Raw genomic sequence first — 21,272 nt, 5'->3', positions numbered from 1 at the left:
CATTGACAGCGTTGCAGTCAGATTCTAGCTCATCGCGGACCAGCCCGTTGCCCGGGTGACGGACCGCTGGAGGACTCCAGCCACGGACCGCCCGGCCGGCGCAGGTCCCGCACCACCATCAGCACGAACGAGACGCACACCGCCAGGAGGATCACCGTGAACGGCACGGCGGCCACGACCGCGGCACCCTGCAGGGCAGAGACGCCGCCGGCGAGCAGCAGCACGGCAGCGAACGCCGCTGAGAAGGACCACAGCAGCCGCACCGGTCGCGGCGGCTTCAGACTGCCCCCGGAGGTGGTGCTGCCGAGCATGAACGAGGCCGAGTCGGCCGAGGTGATGAACAGCAACGCCAGCACGATCGCCACCACGACGGCGACGACCCCAGGCAGAGGAAGCGTGCCGAAGACCTCCACCGTGAGCGCCGACTTCACATTCCCCGCCACCAGGCTCGGATCGACCGTGCCCGACTCCACCCGGTTCAGGGCGGTGCCGCCGAATACCGAGAACCACACCGCGCTGATCGACCCCGGCACCAGCACGACCCCGGCCACCACGCTGCGGATGGTCCGCCCCCGCGAGATCCGGGCGATGAACGTGCCCACGAACGGTGCCCAGGCGATCCACCACGCCCAGAAGAAGAACGTCCACCCTGCCTCCCAGCTGTTCCCGGGAGTCTCCGTGGCCAGGGACATCCCGGGCAGGTGGGTCACGAACCCGCCGACCATGGTGCCGAGATCGCCGATCAGGTCCCTCGTCGGCCCCCAGAAGAACGTGAACACCACCAACGCCGAGCACAGCACCCCATTGGCCAGACTCAGCCACCGGATCCCACGGCCCAGTCCCGTCATCGCCGAGATCGTCGAGACCGTCATGAGCCCGACGATGATCGCCACCTTCGCGCCATAGGAGATCGGCACCCCGAACGCATGCGCCAGCCCCTCGTTCAGCTCCCGCGTACCCAGGCCCAGCGAGGTGGCCACCCCGAACAGGATCGCGATGACGGCGAGCAGGTCGATGATCTTGCCCGGCCAGCGCCGGGTGGACTCGCCCATCAGGGCGTACAGGGCTGAGCTGATCAGCACCGGGCGGTCCTTGCGGAACGCGGCATAGGCAACCGGAACGGCCACCCCCGCGTACAGCGCCCAGGCGTGCGGCCCCCAGAAGAACAACGAATACCGCAATCCCATGGCAGCGGCCTCCGCAGTGCCGGCCTGCGCCGTCCCCGGGGGTGGATCCACCGCGTGCAACAGCGGCTGAGCCGTGCCCCAGAACAGGAAACTCAGGCCCACCCCGGCGCTCATCAGCATCGCCAGCCACGACGGCCACCCGAACTCGGGGCGGCGCCCGGGTTTGCCCAGTTGGAGCCGGCCGACTGGGGAGAGCGCGACGGCGAGCATCAGCACCAGCACCACCGCCACCGCGCCCACGTAGACCGGACCGAACGTGGTGACCACGACGCGTTGCAGAGCCGACAACCCGTCCTGGAGCGTCGCCGGGAAGACCAGACCGAAGACGATGAACGCCAGCGCGAAGGATAAGGAGGCCCCGAATACGGACCCCAGTTGGGGGATGTCTCGCCCGGCCACGTCGGTGCGGATCTCGGAACTGGCCATGCCACACCACTGTGGCCTAGATCTCGATCAGCGCAACCGGTTCGCGGGAGGTGAGGGACGCCGTCGTGGGCTGCCTAGACTCGATGATCGTGACCAGGCCCGCCATCCCCGCCGAGATCAAGGTGCTGGTGGTCGCCGCGTTCGTGATCGCGATCGGCTTCGGCCTGGTCTCTCCGGTGCTACCTGCCTACGCCCGGTCCTTCAACGTGGGTGTGGCCGCCGCCTCCGTCGTGGTGAGCGCATTCGCCTTCTTCCGGCTCGTGTTCGCTCCCGCCGGCGGGGCGCTGGTGGCGCGCCTGGGTGAGAGGCCGGTGTACCTGACCGGGCTCGTGGTCGTGGCGCTCAGTTCGCTGGCGACGGCGTTCGCCCAGTCCTACGTGCAACTGCTGGTGCTGCGCGGGGTGGGAGGCATCGGATCGACCATGTTCACGGTGTCGGCCATGGCGATGGTGGTGCGACTCGCTCCGCCGGAGATCCGGGGCAGGTGCTCCTCGGCGTACGCGACGGCGTTCCTGCTCGGCGGGATGCTCGGGCCGGTCCTTGGCGGGCTGCTGGCCGAGCTGGGGCTACGGGTGCCGTTTGTGGTGTACGCGGTGTTCCTGTTCGTCGCGGCGGCGATCGTGGCGGTGCGGCTCCGGGGAGCGCGAATGCGCCCGGCGCCGGATGAGCCCGAACGGCCGCCGATGCGGGTGGCACAGGCGTGGGCGAACCGGACCTTTCGGGCGGCCCTGGTCTCCGGATTCGCCAATGGGTGGTGCAACTTCGGCGTGCGGGTGGCCGTGTTGCCGCAGCTGGCCGTTGCCGTCCACGACGCCACCTGGGTGGCCGGTGCTGCGCTCGCCAGTGCATCGGTGGGGACGGCGGGTGCGTTGCAGATCTCCGGGCGGTGGGCCGACTCGGCCGGGCGCCGGCCGGTGGTGCTGACGGGGCTGGTGATGACCGCGCTCGGGCTCGGTGTGATGGGGGTGGCGACCTCGCTGGTGGCACTGCTCGCTGTCTCGGTGTTCTCGGGAGTGGGCGCGGGTCTACTCAACCCCGCGCAGCAGGCGTCACTCGCCGACGTGGTGGGCAGCGACCGCAACGGGAGCAAGGTGCTGGCCGCCTTCCAGATGGCGCAGGACTCCGGGGCGATCCTCGGCCCCATCCTCATCGGCGTGGTGGCCGATCAGGCAGGGTTCGGCTGGGCGTTCGCGGTGACCGGGGTGGTGGCGCTCGCGGCGACGCTGCCGTGGTTGCGGGCCCCGGAGACGGCTCCGGTGCAGCGGGGTGGGATTGCCTGACCCGGTGGGTGGACTATCCACAAGGGGCCTGCGGCGCTGCGGTGACCTGTGGCAGTCTCGTGCGCATGATTTCTCGGGGGAGCGTGTGGGTCGGGTGGCGTGGTGTTGTGCTCGCGTCGGCTGTGGGGGTGGTGCTGGGGGCGTGTACGCCTTCTGATACTGAGCCAGCTCCGACGGCGGAGCCCACCTCGACGAGTGCCTCGCCTTCGGAGTCGGGTGAGCCGACAGAGGAGCCGACGGACGAGCGGCCGGAGGTAGATCCGCCGGAGCGGCCGGTGGCGATGGAGAAGGAGTCGGTGGAGGGGGCGATTGCGGCGGCGGAGTATTTCATGCGTTTGTATCCGTACATCTATGCCTCCGGTGAATTCACTGAGTGGGACGCGATTGTTGATGAAGATCGGTGTGAGAACTTCTGCGCGACAGCGCGCTCTGGTGCAGTCGACCTACATGCAGGGGGTGGATATGCCGTAGGCGGCGCGGTTGAGGTTCTGAGCGCAGATGGTGGCGGCCCATATGACGACCAGGAGGTCGACGATGTCTACATTGTCGAGCTCGAGCTGTCGTTCGAATCGTCCGAAGACGTCCGTAGTGATGGAACACGTGAGCACTACGATGGGGCCGAGCGTTCGGCACGTGTCGCGTTGATCTGGGTGGACGATCGGTGGCGTGTCATCGACGCCTGGAACCATGAGGCCGAGTCATGATCGCGCGGGCTGGCCTAGCCGCAGCGCTGCTGCTCACCGCGGTGCCGGAGCCCGCTCCAGACCCGGACGTCAACGTCCGTTGGGACAACGAATCCACCAATGGCACCGCTCAGACTGAGGCAGAGCAGGCGTGGACTTCTGAGAAGGCCGCAGAGCATGCTGCCAACGAGGCTGATAGCCCCGGTGGAACTGTTGGCATTGGCATCATCGCGTCTCCAAATCCGTCATTGTTTGAGTTCGATGGTCCGGATGGGATGTGTGTGGTGACTGATGATGCGGTGCCGGTGGCGGGTTTGGTGCCGTGTGATGATCGGCCGACTGATGATGAGCCTGCCGAGGATGGTGAGGAGGCGGATGATCCGGTGCCGGTGATCATCTTGGTGTCGGCATCTGATTTTGCTGAGTTGCCGTTGGTGCCTGCGCAGGTGCGGGTGCAGCCGGAGGGGCAGTCGTGGACGGTGGTGAATCTGGACACGATTGCGTACACCTCGGGTGATCCACAGGTGCTCTCGACGCAGGTGTTGGGGTTTGAGGTGGCGGTGCGGGCGACGCCGGTGGAGTTTGCCTGGGATTTCGGGGATGGGTCGGATCCGGTGGTGACTACCGATCCGGGGTTGCCGTATCCGGATTACACGGTCGCTCATGCCTACAGTGCGGTGGCCGAGGAGCGTCGGGTGTCATTGACGACGACATGGGTGGGGGAGTTCCAGGTCGCTGGTCAGGGTCCGTGGATCCCGATTGCGGGGACGGCGCAGACCACGAGCGTGTCTGATCCGTTTGAGGTGTTGGAGGTCAGGACCCGGTTGGTGCCGGGTCCGCAGGCCGATCGGAACTGACCTCACCTGGCCGGGCTGGGATGAAATCGACGGTCATACTGCCAAGTAGGCCCAAATACGCAAGCGTTGGCAGTATTCCCGTCATCTTCTGACCGCACCACGCCACGCCGGGCACCCGTGAACGAGCTCAGGGTGTGATCACCGAGACCCCGGCCTCCTCGAGGCTTGCGGCGATGGGTGGCGGGGGAGCGATGTCGGTCACCAGGTAGGTCGCCCGGTCCAGGGAGGCGATCTGCGCGAACAGGTGCCTGGAGAACTTGGACGAGTCCGCCACCACCGCCACCTGCTCGGCATGGTCCATCATCTCGGCCATCATCGCGGCGTCCCCGACATTGCTGGTGGAGAACCCGCTTGTCGCGACCGCACCGACACCGATGATCGCGATGTCCGCCCGGACCGTGATCTCGTCGGGCCGGTTCGTCACCGCGAATGACACAGCACCCGTGGTCGTCTGGGCGACCGTGCGCACATGCCCGCCGAAGACGTACAGCTCGCACTCCATGCCCGCCGGTAGCTCTGCCGGGATGCGCAAGTTGTTCGTCGCGATCGTCAGCCCCCGCCTGTCGCGCAGATGCCGCATCACCGCCAGTGTCGTCGTGCCGCCGTTGAGCATGATCACCGAATCGTCCTGCACCAGCCGCGCCGCCAGCGCCGCGATCGCCTCCTTCTGCTCGGTATGCAGCCGTAGCCGCAGATCCAGTTTGCGGTCACCCACCGGCGCCGCCGACTTGCTCACCGCACCGCCGTGCGTGCGGATCAGCAGTCCGTCCGCATCCAGCTGGTCCAGATCCCGGCGGATCGTGTCGATGGACACACCGAACCGCTCAGCAAGCTCCCCGACGGCCACTTGACCGCGCTCGGCGACAAAGTCTGCCAACGACCCGCGCCGGTGAGCCGGCAGGTGGCGGGAACGGTCCTGAGTGTCCACATCTGCAGATGACATGCACCCATTGGTAGCACAACGCTTGTCACTTCGCCGCAGAAAGCGGCATGAAACAGCGCACGAGATTCGGCTCTTCGCCTGTTCTTGCGGCGCGCCGGGGTTCGCTGGACTGACGGAGTGCGAGCGCCCAGCCCAGAGGTGACGGCTGACGCCCTCCATCTCACGCCGCCGAGAAGTCACCATATCTCGGCGAGATTGTGCCCATGGTCGACAACTCCGCGCGTCCGCGGCACGGCCGTCCACCCGACTGCTTGACGCATCTGTTCACCCGGCGTTAAGGTCGCAGAACACAGCACAAAACAGCATGGAGCGGCACAAGGGTGCAGGCGCCATGCGAAGTGCACTGACGAAGACGACAGGAGTACGACATGAGCACTGGTGCTCGACGCACGCGGGTTGCCGGTATGGCCGGCCTCGCCGCACTGAGTCTTGTCGCGGCCGCAGGCTGCAGTAGCGATGGCGGCGGCGGCGCCGACGGCGACGTCACCATCGAGTTCGCCCAGTGGTGGGAGCCCGAGCTCCCCGACGGCGCGTTCGCCGAGATCATTGCCGGATTCGAGGAGGAGAACCCCGGCGTGAACGTCGACCTCGTCTCGGCGCCCTACGCCTCCACCCAGGAGCAACTGTTTGCAGGCTCCGCCTCCGGCACGATGCCCGACGTGATGGGCCTGGACGCCGTCTGGGTGAACGACTTCGCCAACCAGGGTGCGATCGCCGACCTCAGCGCCCTGATGAGCGAGTACGGCTACGACGACAGCCAGCTCGCCAGCCAGGTCCAAGTGGACGGCGCGACCTACATGATCCCGGTGGTCAACTTCATCTACCCGCTCTTCACCAATGACGACCTGCTCGCCGAAGCCGGTGTGGACGCGCCACCGACCACCCGCCAGGAGTTCCTCGACGCCGCCGTGGCCATCTCCGAGCTCGGCGGCGACACCACCGGCTGGGCGCTGCCCCTCTCTCTCGAGCAGCCGAACGGCGTGCTCAACGACGTGATGCCGTGGGTGTGGTCCTCCGGCGGATCCATGCTCGCTGACGGTCAGCCCGATCTGACGAACCCGGAGATGACCGCAGCGATCGAGTACGTCCAGCAGCTGTGGGACGCCGGGGCCGTCGCACCGGGCTCGTTCACCATGAAGGAGCAGGACAAGGTTGAGGAGTTCACCAACGGCCGCGTCGGGATGATGATCTCCTCGCTGGCGCACATCAACCTGCTGCAGGAGACCAACCCGGACCTCAACTTCAGCGTCTCGGCCATTCCCACCGAGGAAGGCTTCAGCGGTGACTCTGGTTTGACTTACGCCTCCTGGGGAATCGGCATCTCGGAGAGCACCGAGCACCCCGAGGAAGCATTCGCGCTGATCGAGTACCTGATGGAGACCGAGACCAACGGTGACCTCTCCACGATCGCCAACGGATTCCCCGGCAACACCGAGGCCGTGCCGGACTTCGTCGAGGACGACCCACTGATGGCCGACGCCTTCGAGATCTACCAGAACACCACACCGGTCAACGAGTTCTCCGGGCTCCCCGCAGCAGAACAGTTGATGCGCTCCTTCGCCGAGCAGCTCCAGGCCACCCTCAACGGTGACCAGGACGTCACCCAGATGCTCGACCAGACCCAGGCCGCCTGGTCCGACGAGTTCTAGGAGGCAACCCAGACCCTGCCCGCCGCGCACACGTGGCGGGCAGGGGAACGGGGACCACCATGATCACACCCCTCGCATCAGAACCCGCCTCGACGGCGAGGCCGGAAGGTCCGGGCGACCCTCCGCCGTCGGGAACCTCCGCAGCACCGGCGCCCCGGCGGCGTTCGCACCTGGGCCGCGCCCTCGAACCCCTCGCGTTCCTCTCGCCCACGCTGATCCTGCTCGCCGTCCTCATGGTGCTGCCGATCGTGCTGGTGATCGGCTACGCCTTCATGGACAACGTGGTGACCAACCCCGATCCCGAGTTCGTGGGGCCGGCGAACCTCATCGAGATCGCCACCGATCCGACCTTCCACATCGCGCTGCGCAACACTGTGGTGTTCACCGTGGTGAGCGTGGTGGCGCACATGATCCTCGGGCTCACGTTCGCCATGCTGCTCAACAGCAAGCGCGTCTCGGTCACCAGCAGGGCCGTGCTCCGCGCGATCTACGTGATGCCCTGGCTGTTCACCGTGGCCGTGATCGCCGTGCTGTGGCGGATGCTGCTCGCACCCAGCGGTGTGATCAACTACCTGCTCTCGACCGATGTGGAATGGCTCGCCGACCCGCGGCTCGCGCTCGGCACCGTCACAGTCATCAACATCTGGGCCGGCTACCCGTTCTTCATGGTCAGCCTGCTCGCGGGGCTGCAGGGCATCCCTGGAGACCTGTACGAAGCCGCCCGTGTGGACGGCGCCTCCCCGGTGCAGCAGTTCTTCCACGTGACCCTGCCGCAGCTGCGGCAGATCATCGTCAGCCTGCTGTTGCTCGACATGATCTGGACCTCCGCGCAGCAATTCGCGCTCATCTGGATGACCACCGGGGGCGGACCCCTCAGCTCCACCGAGATGCTCTCCACCTACACCTACAAGCTGGCCTTCGACGACTACGAGTTCGGCCTCGCCTCCGCCAGCGCCGTGCTTGTTCTGCTCGTCTCGATGGTGCTCGCGTTCTTCTACGTGCGGCACGAGAAGGCGAGGGAGTCATGACCGCTGTCGCCACCAAGGCACCGACGCCCAAGAACAAGAAGTACCAGCAGAACCCGAAGCATGCGGTTCGCGACATCCCGGCGCGCATCTTCATCTGGATCGGTCTGCTCGCCGGAGCAGCGTTCGCCGGCCTGCCGGTGCTGTGGATGCTCTCCAGCTCGTTCAAGTCCAACCGGGAGATCTTCGAGTTCCCTCCCAGGTTGTTGACGGAATCCTTCAGTTTCGACGCCTACCTGGCGATCCTGAGCGACCCGAGCCGGCTGCGGTTCTTCATCAACAGCTATGTGGTGGCGATCTGCGTCACGATCCTCACACTCGTGGTGGCGATCCATGCGGCGTATGCGTTCAGCCGGTTCACGTTCCGGATGAAGCACCCGCTGAAGCTCCTCATCATCAGCGTGCAGGCTGTGCCACCGATCACCGTGCTGATTCCGTACTTCGGGATCATCGTCGCCCTGAAGATGTACGACACCTATCCCGGTCTGATCTTCACGTACATGCTGTTCACTTTGCCGTACGCGATCATCATGATGACCAGCTACATGAACTCCCTCCCACGGGAGCTGGACGAAGCGGTCAGGGTGGACGGCGGCAGCTCGATGACCGCACTCTGGCGCGTGCTGGTGCCGGTCTCGGTGCCTGGGATCGTCTCAGTCGGCGTGTACACGTTCATGATCGCCTGGAACGAGTACCTGTTCGCCCTCACGCTGACCAGTAGCGAATCCATGCGGACCGTGCCGATCGGGCTGCAGCTGCTTATGGGCCAGCACTCGTTCCAGTGGAACGAGATCATGGCAATGAGCATTCTCGGCTCCATTCCTGTACTCGCCCTGTTCCTGTTCTTCCAGCGCTACTTCATGAGCGGCCTGACCTCGGGCGCGGTCAAGAACTGACCGATCGAATTCACCACCACCACAAGGAGAAAGTGTGCTCACCACCGGAAACGCCCTGCTGACCGCAGCCCACGAGGGAAACTACGCCGTTCCGGCGTTCAACGTCAGCGACTACGCCATGTTCAACGGGATCATGGAGATCAGCGAAGCCGAGCAGGCCCCCTTGATCGCGGCGATCCACCCCGACGAGCTCGCCCACTTCGGCCGCGACGCCGTGGCAGCCATCCGGGAGCGGGCGCACCGCTCGAGTATCCCGGTCGCCATCCACTGGGACCACGGCGCCAGCTACGAGCAGATGCTCACCGCCATCCAGGTCGGATTCACCTCGGTCATGATCGACCGGTCGATGGACTCCTTCGAGGAGAACGTGCGGATCACCAAGAAGGTCGTCGAGACCGCGCACGCTGTCGGCGTGAGCGTGGAGGCCGAGCTCGGCACGATCGGCGCCGCGGACAGCTACGGCGAGGCAGGCGCCAAGGAAATCATCTACACCACCCCGGAGGAAGCGGTCGAGTTCATCCGCCAGACCGGTGTGGACAGCCTCGCCGTGGCCATCGGCACCTCCCACGGGCTTTTCCCGCCCGAGATCACCCCGGAGATCAAGATCGACCTGCTGCGTGAGATCAAGGCGGCCGTGCAGATCCCGCTCGTGCTGCACGGTGGCTCGGGCAACCCGGACGCCGAGATCGGCCAGGCCGCCAAGCTCGGCATCAACAAGATCAACATCTCCAGTGACATCAAGGTCGCCTACCACAACGAGATGCGCGCCGTGCTGGCGGATCCGAAGGTGCGCGAACCCAACGCCATCCAGCCCCGCTGCATCGAGGCGATGAAGGAGGTCGCCGCCCACAAGATCCGGCTCTTCGGCGCCGATGGCCAGGCCTCCAGCGTGCCGGGAATCAGCGGCGTGCAGGCGCGGGTCTGAGGCATGACGCCGGAGGTTCTTCTCGGATTCGGCGGCAACGTCGACGTCGAGATCACCTGGGACGATGCCGTGCTCACCCGCCTCGCGGTTGAGCACGGCATCGCCGACCACGAGCTCGACACCGCAATCGAGATCACCGACGAACGCAGTCTGGTGATCTCCATCCTCGCCTTCGCTCGCGCCGGGCACGGCGGGGAGCGATTCGTGGCCTCCGCCTCCGTGCTGGAGACGTTCCCGGCCAGATTCGACCACAGCTGGACCCTCGGCGGCACCGGTATCCGCGCCGCCCTGGTCATGCAGACCCTCGGGATCCCCAGCATGGTGCACCTGGTCAGTACCAACGACATCATGCGTGACCTGCTCCCCGCGGGTGTGCACCGCCTGAGCAGTGCGAGTGAGGACTCCCTCGACCCGCACCTGATCGTGCAGTTCCCGCGGGGCGCCCACGTGCGCACCGACCGGCTGGCGGTGACGGCGCCGAAGGCGAACCGCCTCATTTACGTCAACGACCCGCCCAACCGGGATCTGGTGCTCAGCGATGAGATCGAGCAGGTTGCGCCCTCGCTGAACGTGCTGCTGGTCACCGGCCTGAACAGCATGCAGGATGCCGGCCTCGTGACCGACCGCCTGCGGCGCGTCGCCCGCGTCATCGAGAAGATGCCCGACGGCGCACTGGTCTTCTTCGAGGACGCCGGCCAGCACGTGCCTGCCCTGGGCAAGCAGGTGCTCGCCGCCATGGCCGAGCTCGCCGACGTCATCAGCATGAACGAGGACGAGCTGTTCGGCCACCTGGGCCGGACCGTCGATCTGAACGACGCGGGCGCCGTCGAGGGAGCCCTGCGGGAGGCGCAGACCCAGATCGGCGCACGCACCCTCGTGGTGCACACCCAGCACTGGGCCGCCGCCCTCGGGCCGCTGGCACAGCAGCTGCGCCCGGCCTTGCGGGCGGGTGTCGTGGCCGCGGGGACGCGCTACCTCGTCGGCGACGGCGCCACCCGAGCCGACCATGAACGGACGGCGGCCCTTCCCGTGCAGGCAGGCTCCGCCGTCGTAGCCCATCAGCTGGAGCAGGCCGGCGACGTCACATGCGTACCGGCGCTCGACCTGCGCACCGACACCCCCACCACCATCGGCCTCGGCGACACTTTCGTCGGCGGCCTGCTCGCGGCGTACGCCGGCGAGCGACACAGCGAAGGAGTGAACGCGTGATCATCGAGGTTGCTGCCAACCGGCCACCCGAGCGCTTCTACCGAGGCGGACGCAGCCTCGCGGACCTGCGCGGCGAGGCCGGGGTCGGCGAGTACGAACCCGAGGACTGGGTCGGCTCGATGACCTGCGTCTATGGCGAGGCGCCGGTGGGGCTCACCCGGCTACCGGACGGGCGGCTGCTGAAGGACGCCATCGAGGCCGAGCCCGAGTGGTGGCTCGGCGCCGACCACGTGGCCGCCTACGGAGCGGACGCGATGGTGCTGGTCAAACTGCTGGATGCGGGGGAGCGGCTGCCGGTGCACGCCCACCCCGACCGCGCGTTCGCCAAGGCGCACTTCGCGGCACCGCACGGGAAGACCGAGGCGTGGTTCCTGCTCACCGGCGGCAGCCTGCACCTGGGCCTGAAGCAGGACCTCACCGCGGACGAGCTCGCCGGCGTCCTGGAGCGCCAGGACGCCGAGGAGATCCTCGGACTCATGCACGAGGTGCAGGTGAATCCCGGCGATGTGGTGCTGGTCCCTGCCGGGGTGCTGCATGCCATCGGCGGTGGATTGTTCCTGGTGGAACTGCAGGAGCCGGAGGACTTCTCGCTGATGCTCGAATGGAAGGGCTACCCGATCGACGGGCCGAAGGACGGTCACCTCGGGATCGGGTACGACCTGGCACTGCAGGCGATGGAACGTCGCGCCCGCACACCGCAGGAGATGGCTGAGCTCGTGCGCCCGGCCGGCTACGGGCCGTCGGTGTTCCCGGCGGCGGCCGACCCGTACTTCCGCCTGGGGCGCGAACGCGTCCAGGGTGAGGTGCAGGTGGAGGCGGGGTTCGCCGTCGTGATCGTGCTGGAGGGGCAGATCGAAGTGACGGATGCCGCCGGGACGACCGCGCTTCGGCAGGGTGCCACCGCGGTGGCACCGCACGCCGCGGGAGAACTGACGCTCACTGGGGATGGCGAGGTGCTGATCTGCCGGCCACCGGCACCGTGAATCTCGTCTGATCGAAGGTTATCCACAGGGTTCTGCGGGAGGTCCTCCTGCTCAGGCAGGCTGGGGCGCATGACGCCGAAGACAAGGAACTCACCGATCACAGGAGCCGCTCGGGGCACGCTGTCTGCTCTGCTGCTGGGGCTGCTGCTGCTCACTGCGTGCACCCCCGGTGATCCGGCGCAACGGTCCTCCGCCCCCGGAAGTCCCACGGCTGGGTCGAGAGCGCCGCAGACCACCGCTGGAGCGAGTACGAGTACCGGCGCGCCGACTGCGCGTCCGGAGATTGCCGTCCCAGAGCGCCCGGCATCGATGGGATCGAACTCCATCCAGACCGCGATCGACGTCGCCGTGCATGTCACCGAGCTCTACGGCTACAGCTGGCACACCGGCGATCTTGGCCCATGGGACGCGATCGTCGCCGAGGAGTGTGAGTTCTGCGTCGTCCTGCGCGAGGAGGTGGCCGACCTCTACGCCAATGGCGGGTATGCCACCGACGGCGAGATCGTCGGACGATACGCCGAGGCTGCGCTGGCCGACACGCCCGACACCTACTGGGTGGACCTGGACGTGGTTGTCCGCTCACGGATGGTCTTCACGCAGCCGAATACCGCTGGCGCCACGGACCCGGCGGAACGGATCATCCGCGTCACGCTCGACTGGGCCGATGGTGACTGGTTGGTGCTCGACATCGCGGAGGTGGCGCCAGAGCACTCGTTGATCGACCAGGATTGACCCCCTAGAGCAGCCGCGCCACCAACGGCACCGCGGCCGTCATCACCAAGGCATGCACCACCATCGCCGCGCTCGACCACGCTCCCGTCTCCGGTTCGTCCAGCAACACCCGCGAGGTACCGATCCCGTGGGAGGTGACGCCGATGGCGATTCCGCGGGCGCGCGGGTCGTGCACACCGACGAGGGTCAGCAGCCGCGGTGCCAGCACCGCGCCGAGGATGCCGGAGCAGATCGCCAACCCGGCGGAGAGCGAGGGGTCGCCACCGATGAGAGCCGAGATCTCCACCGTGACCGGGGTGGTGACCGATAGCGGGAGGGCCGAGGCCAAGACATCGTCCGGGCTTCCGGCGACGGCGAGCGGCACGGTAGCGAGGGTGATCGCCAGCGCTGCAGCACACCCGAACAACACCAGCAGCCGCGGCCACAATGGCAGCAGCGCGCTACTCGCCGTGTGCAGTGGCACCGCCAGCGCCACCGTTGCCAGCGCCAGGCCGATCGTCAACGGCAGCACGGCGCCGAGATAGTCCGGGTACGCAGTGCCGGTCAGCTCCAGGATCAGGGTCAGCACCAGCGTGGCGGTCACCACGGGGGAGAGGAGTGGGTGGCGACCGCAGCGGCGATACAGCCACAGTGCGGCCAGGTAGGCAAGCACCGTGCCTCCGGTCGACACGACCATCTCCAGTGCCGCCGCCGTCACCGTCCCGGTCCCCGCGCGCCGTCCGCCCGCAGCAGCCGCTGGGCGAGCAGGCCGATCCCGATCAGCAGAACGAGGAAGGTCGACACCAGCGCGAGTCCGATCGGCAGCAGATGCTCAGCCACCCGCGCGACGCTGCTGGTGATCCCGACCGCCGCAGGCAGGAAGAACAGCTGCAGGTGCCGGTTCGCCGGCCGCGCAACCGTGAGAGTCGACTCCCGTACCACCCGGGCCGTGGTCCTGGTGCCCCGGTGCACCAGCGCAAGCACCCCCACCGCCAGGATCAGGCCCACCACCGTGCCCGGAAGGCGTAGCCCACTGACGGCGACCAGCACCTCTCCCAGGAGCAGGCACGTGGTGAGCACCACCAGTCCCAGCGCCCAGGCGCCGAGGGTGCGCCATGAACGCCACCCCTGCCCGGGGCGTTGCTCGGGCGAGCTGCTCACAGTGAGGGGGCGGCGTTACCGGGGGGACGCCGTCGTGGGCAGCCTGGTGTACCGGCGACGGACCTCACCGGCCCAGGTTCTCCGCCTCCGCGCCGATGGTGGTGTCCTCCCCGTGACCGGTGTGCACCACCGTCTCCTCCGGCAGGGCGAACAGCTTCGCCCGGATCGAGGCCTCGAGCGTGGGCAGGTCCGAGAAGGACCGGCCCGTGGCACCCGGACCACCGTTGAACAACGTGTCGCCGGTGAAGACACAGCCGAGGTCCGGCGCGTACAGGCACACACCCCCGGGCGCGTGACCCGGGGTGTGCAGCACCTGCAACGTGGTGCCCGCGACCGTGATCTCCTGACCGTCGGCCAGGTTGTCGTCCCACCGGTGGGAGGCGTGGGTGAGCTCCCACAGCGGCTCGTCGTCCGGGTGCAGCCAGATCGGAGCTCCGGTCCGCTCGGCCAGGTCAGGTGCCACGCGCACATGATCATCGTGGGCGTGGGTGCACACGATCGCCGTGACCGTCCGCTCACCCACCACGGCCAGGATGTCCTCCACCGAGTGCGGCGCATCGATCACCACGCACTCGGTGTCGTCCCCGACCACCCAGACGTTGTTGTCGACCTCGAAGGTGCCGCCGTCCAGGCTGAACGTGCCGCTGGTGACGGCATGGTCCACGCGCGCCACCATCAGAGCACCACCACCGAACGCAGCACGTTGCCGTGATGCATCTTCTCGAACGCGGCTTCCACGCCGTCGATGCCGATCTCCTCGGTGACGAAGGCGTCCAGATCGAGGCGCCCCTGCTGGTAGAGGTCCACGAGCATCGGGAAGTCCCGGCTGGGCAGGCAGTCCCCGTACCAGCTGGACTTCAGCGCCCCGCCGCGGCCGAAGACGTCGATCAGCGGGATCTCCGGCACCTGCATGTCCGGGGTGGGAACGCCCACCAGCACCACTGTGCCGGCCAGATCACGCGCGTAGAAGGCCTGCTTCCAGGTCTCCGGGCGCCCGACCGCTTCGATCACCACGTCCGCACCCTCAGCGCCGGGGTAGGTCGCGGCGCTGATGCGCTTGATGGCCTCCACCGGGTCCTCCTGGGAGGAGTTGACCGTGTGGGTCGCACCGAGCGTCGTGGCCTTCTCGAGCTTGGAGTCGTCGATGTCGACCGCGATGATCGGGCTGGCGCCGGCGAGCGCGGATCCGGCGATCGCGGCGGCACCCACGCCACCACAACCGATCACGGCGACCGATTTGCCGCGGGTGACGGCGCCGGTGTTGATCGCAGCACCGATCCCGGCCATCACGCCGCAGCCGAGCAGCCCGACCGCCGCCGGCCGCGCCGACGGGTCGACTTTCGTGCACTGGCCCGCCGCCACGAGTGTCTTTTCGGCGAAGGCTCCGATGCCCAGAGCCGGGCTCAGTTCGGTGCCGTCCTCGAGGGTCATCTTCTGGGTGGCGTTGTGCGTGGCGAAGCAGTACTGCGCCTGACCTCGGTTGCAGGCCCGGCACTGCCCGCACACAGCGCGCCAGTTCAGCACGACGAAGTCCCCGGGAGCCACCGAGGTGACGCCCTCGCCGACCGCCTCCACCACACCGGCTGCCTCGTGCCCGAGCAGGAACGGGAACTCGTCGTTGATCCCGCCCTCGCGGTAGTGCAGGTCTGTGTGGCACACCCCGCACGCCTGGACGGCGACCACGGCTTCGCCCGGCCCCGGATCGGGAACATTGATGGTGACCAACTCGACCGGAGCAGCCTTGCTCCGTGCGATCACTGCCTTGACCTGCTGCATGCTGCCTCCTGCGACGTGGCTCTTCCGGGGCGAGCCTAACGTTCGTGCGGCCCAGCCGGAGACCGCCCGCTCCGTCGCGGTGACCGCGGTCCAGCGCTACGGTGATGCCCATGGGCGCGTCCCCGGTCCAGGACGCCCGGCGCGCATGCGAACGGCGTGCCTGGCGGGATGCGTGCGTCGCTTTCGCCAGGGCGGACGAGGCAGGAACGCTGGAGGCGGCCGACCTGGAGACCTGGGCGATCGCCGCGCACCTGACCGGGCAGCGCGAGCGGGCAGAAGCCGGGTGGACTCGCGCGCACCACGAGTGGATCGCCCGATCAGATCCGGGTCGGGCCGTGCGTTGCGCCTTCTGGCTCGGCCTGACGTTAGTGCTCGCGGGTGATCACGCCCGGGGCGGCGGCTGGTTCGCCCGCGCAGGTCACGTCGCCGCCGATGATCCCGACGACGCAGCCCGCGCCTACCTGCGGGTGCCCGTCGCTCTCCAGGCACTCCACGGTGGCCGTCCACGCGATGCCCTCAGCATGTTCATCCTGATTACCGAGATTGCCGACGGCGTAGGTGACCCCGACCTGGCGACCCTAGGCCGCCTGGGGCAGGGGCAGGCACGCGTGGCGCTCGGAGAGCCGGGTGACGGGCTGTCGCTGTTGGATGAGGCGATGGTCGCCGTCACTGGCGGAGAGGTCTCCCCCCTGGTGGCCGGGATCGTGTACTGCGCCGTCATCCTCGCCTGCCGCGACACCTTCGATGTCCGCCGGGCACAGGAATGGACGACGGGGCTGAGCCGGTGGTGCGCAGATCAGCAGGGGATCCACCCCTACCAGGGACAGTGCCTCGTGCATCGCTCCGAGCTGCTTCAGCTGCGCGGCGCCTGGGCGCAGGCGCTGGAAGCGGTCAACGACGCCCGCAGCCACCTGGCTCGCGCAGACGGCGACCCCGTCCAAGGCCTGGCGTCCTATCAGCTGGGAGAGCTGTTGCGGTTGCGTGGAGAGAGTGAGCGCGCCGAAGCCGCCTACCGAGACGCCGCCCGCTGGGGCCATCCGCTGCAGCCAGGGATCGCGCTGCTGAGACTCGCCCAAGGCCGTACCGACGACGCCCGGGACGGTCTCGCAGCCGTCCTCGCCGAGCCCCAGCCACTCTCGGTCCGGATCCGCACGCTCGCCGCAGCGGTGGAGGTGGCGCTGACGAGCAACGAGCCCGAGCAGGCTCGAGACCACCTCGATCGGCTCTGCGATGCAGCCGCACCCGTCGAGACCGACTTCCTCCGAGCCACCTGCGACCGCGCCCGTGGCAGGGTGCACCTCGCAGAGGGCCGTCCGGACGCAGCAGCCGAGGCGCTGCGTGCTGCCATCATCGCCTGGCACCACCTCCAGGCGCCCTATGAGGCGGCACGTACCGCCATCTACCTCGGTGCAGCCTGCACGGCACTCGGCGATCACGACTCCGCCACCGTCGAGTGGGATGCTGCCCGGTCAGTGCTCGCCGAGATGGGAGCCAGCGTGGACCTCGACCTGCTGGCTCGCATGCGCGCAGGCGAGCTGTCCTCGCACACCCACATTGCGCCGTCGGGACTCTCTGACAGGGAGCGGCAGGTTCTGGTGCACGTGGCCGCCGGCGAGACCAACCGGCAGATTGGGGCCGCCCTCGTGATCAGCGAACACACCGTGCGCCGGCACCTGCAGAACATCTTCAGCAAGCTCGACCTACCCTCCCGGGCGGCGGCCACCGCCTGGGCGTACCGCCACGGGCTCATCGATGGCATGAACGGACCACACGAGCCGGGGCGATGATGGTACGGAGGGGCGATGAGGGCAGCGTGGCCAGATCCCTAGCGTCGTCGATACGACACGAAGGAGCAGACCATGACCACCATCGAACCCACACTCGAACAAGTCCGTGGTGCGTGGGACGCCATCGCCCCGCGCTTCGACGAGTTCATCACTCCAGCAGCCACCACCAACGGCGAGCTCGCACTTGCCTTCGCCGACATCACGCCCGGTACACGGCTGCTTGACGTCGCCTGCGGCAGCGGCGCTCTCGCGATTCCCGCGGCCCGTCGTGGTGCCGAGGTCACAGCAGTGGACATCGCTGCGCAGATGATCGAATTGCTGGCCGAGCGTGCCCGGCAGGCAGGCGTGAGCGTGGATGGGCGGGTGATGGACGCGCATGCACTCGACCTGCCCGACAACAGCTACGACGTCAGCGTCTCGCAGAACGGTGTCACGATGTCCACGCAGCTGGTGCGCGCGATCGGGGAGATGGTGCGCGTCACCAGGCCCGGTGGCACCGTCCTGGTCGCGGCGTTCGGTCCGCTACCGCGAGTGGAGTTCCTCAGGGTGTTCTTCGCCGGGGTGCGCTCCGCTGTGCCCGGGTTCGCGGGCCTACCCACGAATCCGCCACCGCCTCCGTTCCAGGTAGCTGCCCCCGAGGCGCTCGCGGCTGCGCTCACTCAGGCAGGAGTGCAGGAGGTGGCTGTGCACCCAGTGCGCTGGGAGATCCCCGTCGGCTCGGCGCAGACACTGTGGGACGAGGTGACCTCGTCCAACCCGCTGGGTGCGCAGGCCGTGGCCGGACTGGACGCCTCGCAGCGTGGTGAGGCGCTGAGGGTGCTGAACGGGATGCTGCGGGAACGCTTCGACGGCCAACCCGGGGGAGTGCTGCCGGCGTTGGTGAATGTGGGAGTCGGGAGGGCGTGAGGCAGCTCCGGCGAAGGCCGAGCTGTTCGGCTTTCGGGCGTTGAACGCCGCGTAGGTCAGCGTTCGGCGGTTCAGGTGGGTGTGCGATCCGGTGGTGGGTGTCAGGCGAGTGAGCGCACCGATTCCCGCACGACCGGTGGGCACGCGATGGTGAGCCGATCGGACGCCTCAGGTCCGCCGTCGAGGAGAGCACGCACCCCGGCCACACCGAGCTCGTAGTGCGGCAGGGCCACCGTGCTCAAACCCGGGCGCAGGTGGGCGGCGATGATCTCCTGGTTGTCGAATCCGACGACGGACAGGTCGGCCGGGATCCGCAGGCCACGCTCACGCAGGCCGTCGTAGAGGCCCATCGCCACCCGGTCGTTGTGGCAGCAGACGGCTGTGGCACCACTGGCGAGCACAGCCTCGACGCTGGCGTACCCGCCTTCCTGGGCGGAGTCGGCATCGAGCACCAGCGCTGGGTCCACCTCGATCCCGGCGTCGGCGAGCGCCGCCCGGTATCCGGCCAGCCGGCCCTCACGGGCCGGGGAGGGAGTCACCGTGTTGATGAATGCGATGCGCTCGTGCCCGGCGTCGATCAGCAGCTGCGCCGCCGCCCGGCCGCCGTCGAACTCATCGGGCACCACCGCCAGCGGCCCGTCGTCGGCGAAACAGTTCACGAGTACCGTCTCGGCTTCGCTGAGGCCGGCCGGCAGGTCGATCTGCCGGTGATACCAGGTGGAGTAGAGGATGCCGTGCACCTTGTGCTCGAGCAGCATCGAGATCGCCTGGGCCTCGGCCTCGGCGTTGCCTTCGCTGTTGGCCACGAGCAGTACGTAGCCGCGCCGCCATGCCTCCACCTGGGCACCGTGGATGATCTGGCCGGCGAACGGGGTGGAGGCGATGGCGTCGGCGACGAGCCCGATGAAGCGTGACTGGCCGTGCACCAGATTCTTGGCCAGTGCGTTCGGCCGGTATCCGAGATCTTCGATCGCCTGCAGCACCCGCGCCCGGGTGGCCTCCCCGATCCGGGCGTTCTTCTTCTCGTTCGCCACCAGGGAGACTGCCGAGACGGACACCCCGGCCTTGGCGGCGACCTCTTTCAAGGTGACCGGACGCCGTCGGCCATCGTTCACTGGACTCATCCCTTCGCCGCCCCGCTCTCCAAACCCTGGATCATCGCCTTGTTCAGCACCAGGAACACCAGCATCAGCGGCGTGATCGTCACGCAGACGGCCGCGAAGGTCGCCGTCCAGTCCACGTTGCCCATCGCACCAATGTAGTTCTGCAGGCCCAGGGGAATGGTCTTGAGCCCATCGGAGAGCACGAACGTGTTCGCGAAGATGAAGTCGTTCCAGATGAAGATGCTGTTCACCAGCACGATCGTGACGATCGTGTTCAGCGAGAGCGGGAACGTGATCTGGCCGAAGATCCGGTACGGGCCGGCGCCATCGAGCGAGGCTGCCTCATAGGTCTCCCCGGGGATGTAGTGGTAGAAGGCGGAGAACAGGTAGATCGACATCGGCAGTGCGAATCCGGCGAGCGGCACGATCATCGAGGCATGCGTGTCCAGCAGCCCCACGGAGGCGTAGTCGATGAACAACGGCACCAGTGCGATCTGTACTGGCACGATGATCCCCACCAGGAAGATCGCCCGGACGGCGCCTCGCAGACGGAATCCGAGCACCTCCAGGGCGTAGGCGGCCATCATCCCGAGCAGCACGATCAACACGTTGGCGCCCATCGTCACCGCGAGGCTGTTCAGGATGTTCAGCCCGAGGTTGCCGGTCTCGAACGCCCGCGCGAAGTTGTCCAGCGTCACCTCTCCGGGCAGGGAGAACGGGTTGCTCGAGGCGAAGTCCTGCTCGGTGCGCAGCGCGGTCAGGAACAGCCACGCCAGCGGGTAGACCTGCACGATCACGATGAGCGCGACGGCCACGGTGTTCAGTGCGCGGTGCACGTCGAGTCGTTGTCTGCGAGCACTCATGAGTCAGCCCTCCGGCGCAGCAGCACGATGATCAGCCCGACAGCCACCAGGCACTCGATCACGATGAACACCGAGATGGTGCTCGCGTACCCGTAGTCGGTGTGGCTGAACGCCGTCTTGTACATGTAGGTCGTCACCAGCTCCGAGGCTTGCCCCGGCCCGCCGTTGGTGAGCAGGTACGGGATGTCGAAGCCCCGTAGCGCGTAGGTGGTGGCCATGATGGTGGTGGTGATCCACACCGGGCGGATGTAGGGGAAGCGGATCTTGGTGAACAGCTGCCACCGGCTCGCTCCATCCAGGCGAGCGGCCTCCTCGAGCTCGGCGGGGACGGCGATCAGCGCGGCGTAGATGATCAGCATGTACAGGCCGGTGAACCGCCAGCCTTCGGGGATGGAGACGGCCGCGAGCACGGTGCCGACGTCGGAGAGCCAGGCCCGTTGCAGCCCGTCCAGACCGATTGCGGCCAGGGCCTGGTTGAACAGCCCGACCGGTTCGAGGGCGTACATCCGCTGGAACAGGAATGCGATCGCCACGGTGGAGATCACCGCTGGCAAGAGATAGAGCGTCTTGACCAGCTCACGCCCGCGGCGCAGCCCGATCAGCAGGCTGGCTACCACGAGCGCCCCGCCCAGCTGCAGGATCAGGCAGATTGCCAGGTAGCCGAGCGAGTTGACGAAGGCGGTCCAGAAGATGTCGTCCCGGGTGAGCATCCGGACGTAGTTGTCCAGGCCCACGAACTCCATCGCGGTGATGCCGTCCCACCTGAAGAAGCTGAGCACGAGCGACTGCACGATCGGCACCAGCACCGCGATGCCGTACAGCAGCAAGGGTGGCAGGAGGAACACGAGAACAGCGGTTCTCGAACGGTACGGAAGCATGAGGTGTCCTTACCGAATCCGCCG

At 67.7% G+C, this 21,272-nt stretch carries 21 protein-coding genes; 12 read left to right on the top strand and 9 right to left on the bottom strand.

All coding sequences use genetic code 11. The features are described from left to right. Positions 1 to 29: 29 nt before the first annotated feature. Complete coding sequence (locus IM660_RS11560) at positions 30 to 1,613, bottom strand: BCCT family transporter (protein ID WP_193495653.1); 1,584 nt, start codon at positions 1,611 to 1,613, stop codon at positions 30 to 32. A gap of 83 nt (positions 1,614 to 1,696) precedes the next feature. On the opposite strand from IM660_RS11560, the gene IM660_RS11555 reads away from it, so the two are divergent. From IM660_RS11555 to IM660_RS11545, 3 genes are all read left to right on the top strand, one after another. After that, the gene (locus tag IM660_RS11555; RefSeq protein WP_193495652.1) at positions 1,697 to 2,893 is read left to right on the top strand and encodes an MFS transporter; all 1,197 of its coding nucleotides are present in this window, start codon (positions 1,697 to 1,699) and stop codon (positions 2,891 to 2,893) included. Between the two features lie 65 nt (positions 2,894 to 2,958). Further along, positions 2,959 to 3,597 carry a DUF6318 family protein gene (locus IM660_RS11550; protein ID WP_343071977.1) on the top strand — a complete coding sequence of 213 codons (639 nt, stop codon included), beginning with the start codon at positions 2,959 to 2,961 and terminating at the stop codon, positions 3,595 to 3,597. Continuing rightward, positions 3,594 to 4,433 (top strand): hypothetical protein, encoded by an 840-nt coding sequence (locus IM660_RS11545; protein ID WP_193495648.1) that lies wholly within the window; start codon positions 3,594 to 3,596, stop codon positions 4,431 to 4,433. The genes IM660_RS11550 and IM660_RS11545 overlap by 4 nt, the downstream gene beginning before the upstream one ends. 127 nt (positions 4,434 to 4,560) lie before the next feature. Here the strand turns inward: IM660_RS11545 and IM660_RS11540 are convergent, their stop codons facing one another. Then, the gene (locus IM660_RS11540) at positions 4,561 to 5,376 is read right to left on the bottom strand and encodes a DeoR/GlpR family DNA-binding transcription regulator (protein ID WP_193495646.1); all 816 of its coding nucleotides are present in this window, start codon (positions 5,374 to 5,376) and stop codon (positions 4,561 to 4,563) included. A 368-nt stretch (positions 5,377 to 5,744) separates the two neighbouring features. Here IM660_RS11540 and IM660_RS11535 point away from each other — a divergent pair, with 368 nt between their 5' ends. The 7 genes from IM660_RS11535 to IM660_RS11505 all read left to right on the top strand — a co-directional run bounded on the left by IM660_RS11535 (position 5,745) and on the right by IM660_RS11505 (position 12,795). Continuing rightward, positions 5,745 to 7,025, top strand: a complete 1,281-nt coding sequence (locus tag IM660_RS11535) for an ABC transporter substrate-binding protein (protein ID WP_193495644.1) — start codon at positions 5,745 to 5,747, stop codon at positions 7,023 to 7,025. 59 nt (positions 7,026 to 7,084) lie between these two features. Then, positions 7,085 to 8,053, top strand: coding sequence for a carbohydrate ABC transporter permease (locus IM660_RS11530; protein ID WP_193495643.1), 969 nt, complete (start codon positions 7,085 to 7,087; stop codon positions 8,051 to 8,053). Next, positions 8,050 to 8,946 carry a carbohydrate ABC transporter permease gene (locus IM660_RS11525; RefSeq protein WP_193495641.1) on the top strand — a complete coding sequence of 299 codons (897 nt, stop codon included), beginning with the start codon at positions 8,050 to 8,052 and terminating at the stop codon, positions 8,944 to 8,946. Before IM660_RS11530 ends, IM660_RS11525 begins: the two co-directional genes overlap by 4 nt. Before the next feature lie 34 nt (positions 8,947 to 8,980). Beyond that, complete coding sequence (locus IM660_RS11520) at positions 8,981 to 9,871, top strand: ketose-bisphosphate aldolase (protein WP_193495639.1); 891 nt, start codon at positions 8,981 to 8,983, stop codon at positions 9,869 to 9,871. Between the two features lie 3 nt (positions 9,872 to 9,874). Beyond that, positions 9,875 to 11,080: an ADP-dependent glucokinase/phosphofructokinase gene (locus IM660_RS11515; RefSeq protein WP_193495638.1), complete on the top strand. Its 1,206-nt coding sequence runs from the start codon at positions 9,875 to 9,877 to the stop codon at positions 11,078 to 11,080. Further along, positions 11,077 to 12,063, top strand: a complete 987-nt coding sequence (locus IM660_RS11510; protein WP_193495636.1) for a class I mannose-6-phosphate isomerase — start codon at positions 11,077 to 11,079, stop codon at positions 12,061 to 12,063. The genes IM660_RS11515 and IM660_RS11510 overlap by 4 nt, the downstream gene beginning before the upstream one ends. Positions 12,064 to 12,132: 69 nt before the next feature. Then, complete coding sequence (locus tag IM660_RS11505; RefSeq protein ID WP_193495634.1) at positions 12,133 to 12,795, top strand: DUF6318 family protein; 663 nt, start codon at positions 12,133 to 12,135, stop codon at positions 12,793 to 12,795. Positions 12,796 to 12,799: 4 nt separating this feature from the next. Here the strand turns inward: IM660_RS11505 and IM660_RS11500 are convergent, their stop codons facing one another. The 4 genes from IM660_RS11500 to IM660_RS11485 form a co-directional block, all read right to left on the bottom strand. Then, positions 12,800 to 13,492: an LrgB family protein gene (locus tag IM660_RS11500; RefSeq protein WP_193495633.1), complete on the bottom strand. Its 693-nt coding sequence runs from the start codon at positions 13,490 to 13,492 to the stop codon at positions 12,800 to 12,802. Then, complete coding sequence (locus IM660_RS11495) at positions 13,489 to 13,935, bottom strand: CidA/LrgA family protein (RefSeq protein ID WP_193495631.1); 447 nt, start codon at positions 13,933 to 13,935, stop codon at positions 13,489 to 13,491. The genes IM660_RS11500 and IM660_RS11495 overlap by 4 nt, the downstream gene beginning before the upstream one ends. A 64-nt stretch (positions 13,936 to 13,999) precedes the next feature. Beyond that, a complete protein-coding gene (locus IM660_RS11490) occupies positions 14,000 to 14,611 on the bottom strand; it encodes an MBL fold metallo-hydrolase (RefSeq protein ID WP_193495629.1) in 612 nt (203 codons plus the stop codon). After that, the gene (locus IM660_RS11485; protein WP_193495627.1) at positions 14,611 to 15,711 is read right to left on the bottom strand and encodes an S-(hydroxymethyl)mycothiol dehydrogenase; all 1,101 of its coding nucleotides are present in this window, start codon (positions 15,709 to 15,711) and stop codon (positions 14,611 to 14,613) included. The genes IM660_RS11490 and IM660_RS11485 overlap by 1 nt, the downstream gene beginning before the upstream one ends. Before the next feature lie 110 nt (positions 15,712 to 15,821). Here IM660_RS11485 and IM660_RS11480 point away from each other — a divergent pair, with 110 nt between their 5' ends. Together IM660_RS11480 and IM660_RS11475 are read left to right on the top strand one after the other, a co-directional pair. Further along, on the top strand, positions 15,822 to 17,498 hold the full coding sequence (locus IM660_RS11480; protein ID WP_193495625.1) for a LuxR C-terminal-related transcriptional regulator: 1,677 nt from the start codon (positions 15,822 to 15,824) through the stop codon (positions 17,496 to 17,498). Positions 17,499 to 17,570: 72 nt separating this feature from the next. Then, a complete protein-coding gene (locus IM660_RS11475) occupies positions 17,571 to 18,404 on the top strand; it encodes a class I SAM-dependent methyltransferase (RefSeq protein WP_193495623.1) in 834 nt (277 codons plus the stop codon). A 101-nt stretch (positions 18,405 to 18,505) separates the two neighbouring features. Here the strand turns inward: IM660_RS11475 and IM660_RS11470 are convergent, their stop codons facing one another. From IM660_RS11470 to IM660_RS11460, 3 genes are read right to left on the bottom strand one after another with little or no spacing between them, the layout of a single operon-like run. Further along, positions 18,506 to 19,528 (bottom strand): LacI family DNA-binding transcriptional regulator, encoded by a 1,023-nt coding sequence (locus IM660_RS11470; protein ID WP_193495622.1) that lies wholly within the window; start codon positions 19,526 to 19,528, stop codon positions 18,506 to 18,508. Then, positions 19,525 to 20,370, bottom strand: a complete 846-nt coding sequence (locus IM660_RS11465; RefSeq protein WP_159620449.1) for a carbohydrate ABC transporter permease — start codon at positions 20,368 to 20,370, stop codon at positions 19,525 to 19,527. Before IM660_RS11465 ends, IM660_RS11470 begins: the two co-directional genes overlap by 4 nt. Continuing rightward, positions 20,367 to 21,248 (bottom strand): carbohydrate ABC transporter permease, encoded by an 882-nt coding sequence (locus tag IM660_RS11460; protein ID WP_193495620.1) that lies wholly within the window; start codon positions 21,246 to 21,248, stop codon positions 20,367 to 20,369. The genes IM660_RS11465 and IM660_RS11460 overlap by 4 nt, the downstream gene beginning before the upstream one ends. Positions 21,249 to 21,272 lie beyond the last annotated feature (24 nt).

The sequence above is a fragment of the Ruania alkalisoli genome (assembly GCF_014960965.1).
Lineage (GTDB): Bacteria > Actinomycetota > Actinomycetes > Actinomycetales > Beutenbergiaceae > Ruania > Ruania alkalisoli.
This window is presented reverse-complemented; position numbering and strand designations above follow the sequence as displayed.

What these genes read in the sequence shown, in the direction of transcription:
- IM660_RS11550 (WP_343071977.1), top strand. Translation starts at nt 2,959, where the DNA reads ATGATTTCTCGGGGGAGCGTGTGGGTCGGGTGGCGTGGTGTTGTGCTC.
- IM660_RS11480 (WP_193495625.1), top strand. Translation starts at nt 15,822, where the DNA reads ATGGGCGCGTCCCCGGTCCAGGACGCCCGGCGCGCATGCGAACGGCGT.
- IM660_RS11530 (WP_193495643.1), top strand. Translation starts at nt 7,085, where the DNA reads ATGATCACACCCCTCGCATCAGAACCCGCCTCGACGGCGAGGCCGGAA.
- IM660_RS11505 (WP_193495634.1), top strand. Translation starts at nt 12,133, where the DNA reads ATGACGCCGAAGACAAGGAACTCACCGATCACAGGAGCCGCTCGGGGC.
- IM660_RS11535 (WP_193495644.1), top strand. Translation starts at nt 5,745, where the DNA reads ATGAGCACTGGTGCTCGACGCACGCGGGTTGCCGGTATGGCCGGCCTC.
- IM660_RS11545 (WP_193495648.1), top strand. Translation starts at nt 3,594, where the DNA reads ATGATCGCGCGGGCTGGCCTAGCCGCAGCGCTGCTGCTCACCGCGGTG.
- IM660_RS11475 (WP_193495623.1), top strand. Translation starts at nt 17,571, where the DNA reads ATGACCACCATCGAACCCACACTCGAACAAGTCCGTGGTGCGTGGGAC.
- IM660_RS11555 (WP_193495652.1), top strand. Translation starts at nt 1,697, where the DNA reads ATGATCGTGACCAGGCCCGCCATCCCCGCCGAGATCAAGGTGCTGGTG.
- IM660_RS11515 (WP_193495638.1), top strand. Translation starts at nt 9,875, where the DNA reads ATGACGCCGGAGGTTCTTCTCGGATTCGGCGGCAACGTCGACGTCGAG.
- IM660_RS11485 (WP_193495627.1), bottom strand. Translation starts at nt 15,711, where the DNA reads ATGCAGCAGGTCAAGGCAGTGATCGCACGGAGCAAGGCTGCTCCGGTC.
- IM660_RS11560 (WP_193495653.1), bottom strand. Translation starts at nt 1,613, where the DNA reads ATGGCCAGTTCCGAGATCCGCACCGACGTGGCCGGGCGAGACATCCCC.
- IM660_RS11465 (WP_159620449.1), bottom strand. Translation starts at nt 20,370, where the DNA reads ATGAGTGCTCGCAGACAACGACTCGACGTGCACCGCGCACTGAACACC.
- IM660_RS11540 (WP_193495646.1), bottom strand. Translation starts at nt 5,376, where the DNA reads ATGTCATCTGCAGATGTGGACACTCAGGACCGTTCCCGCCACCTGCCG.
- IM660_RS11470 (WP_193495622.1), bottom strand. Translation starts at nt 19,528, where the DNA reads ATGAGTCCAGTGAACGATGGCCGACGGCGTCCGGTCACCTTGAAAGAG.
- IM660_RS11460 (WP_193495620.1), bottom strand. Translation starts at nt 21,248, where the DNA reads ATGCTTCCGTACCGTTCGAGAACCGCTGTTCTCGTGTTCCTCCTGCCA.
- IM660_RS11490 (WP_193495629.1), bottom strand. Translation starts at nt 14,611, where the DNA reads ATGGTGGCGCGCGTGGACCATGCCGTCACCAGCGGCACGTTCAGCCTG.
- IM660_RS11525 (WP_193495641.1), top strand. Translation starts at nt 8,050, where the DNA reads ATGACCGCTGTCGCCACCAAGGCACCGACGCCCAAGAACAAGAAGTAC.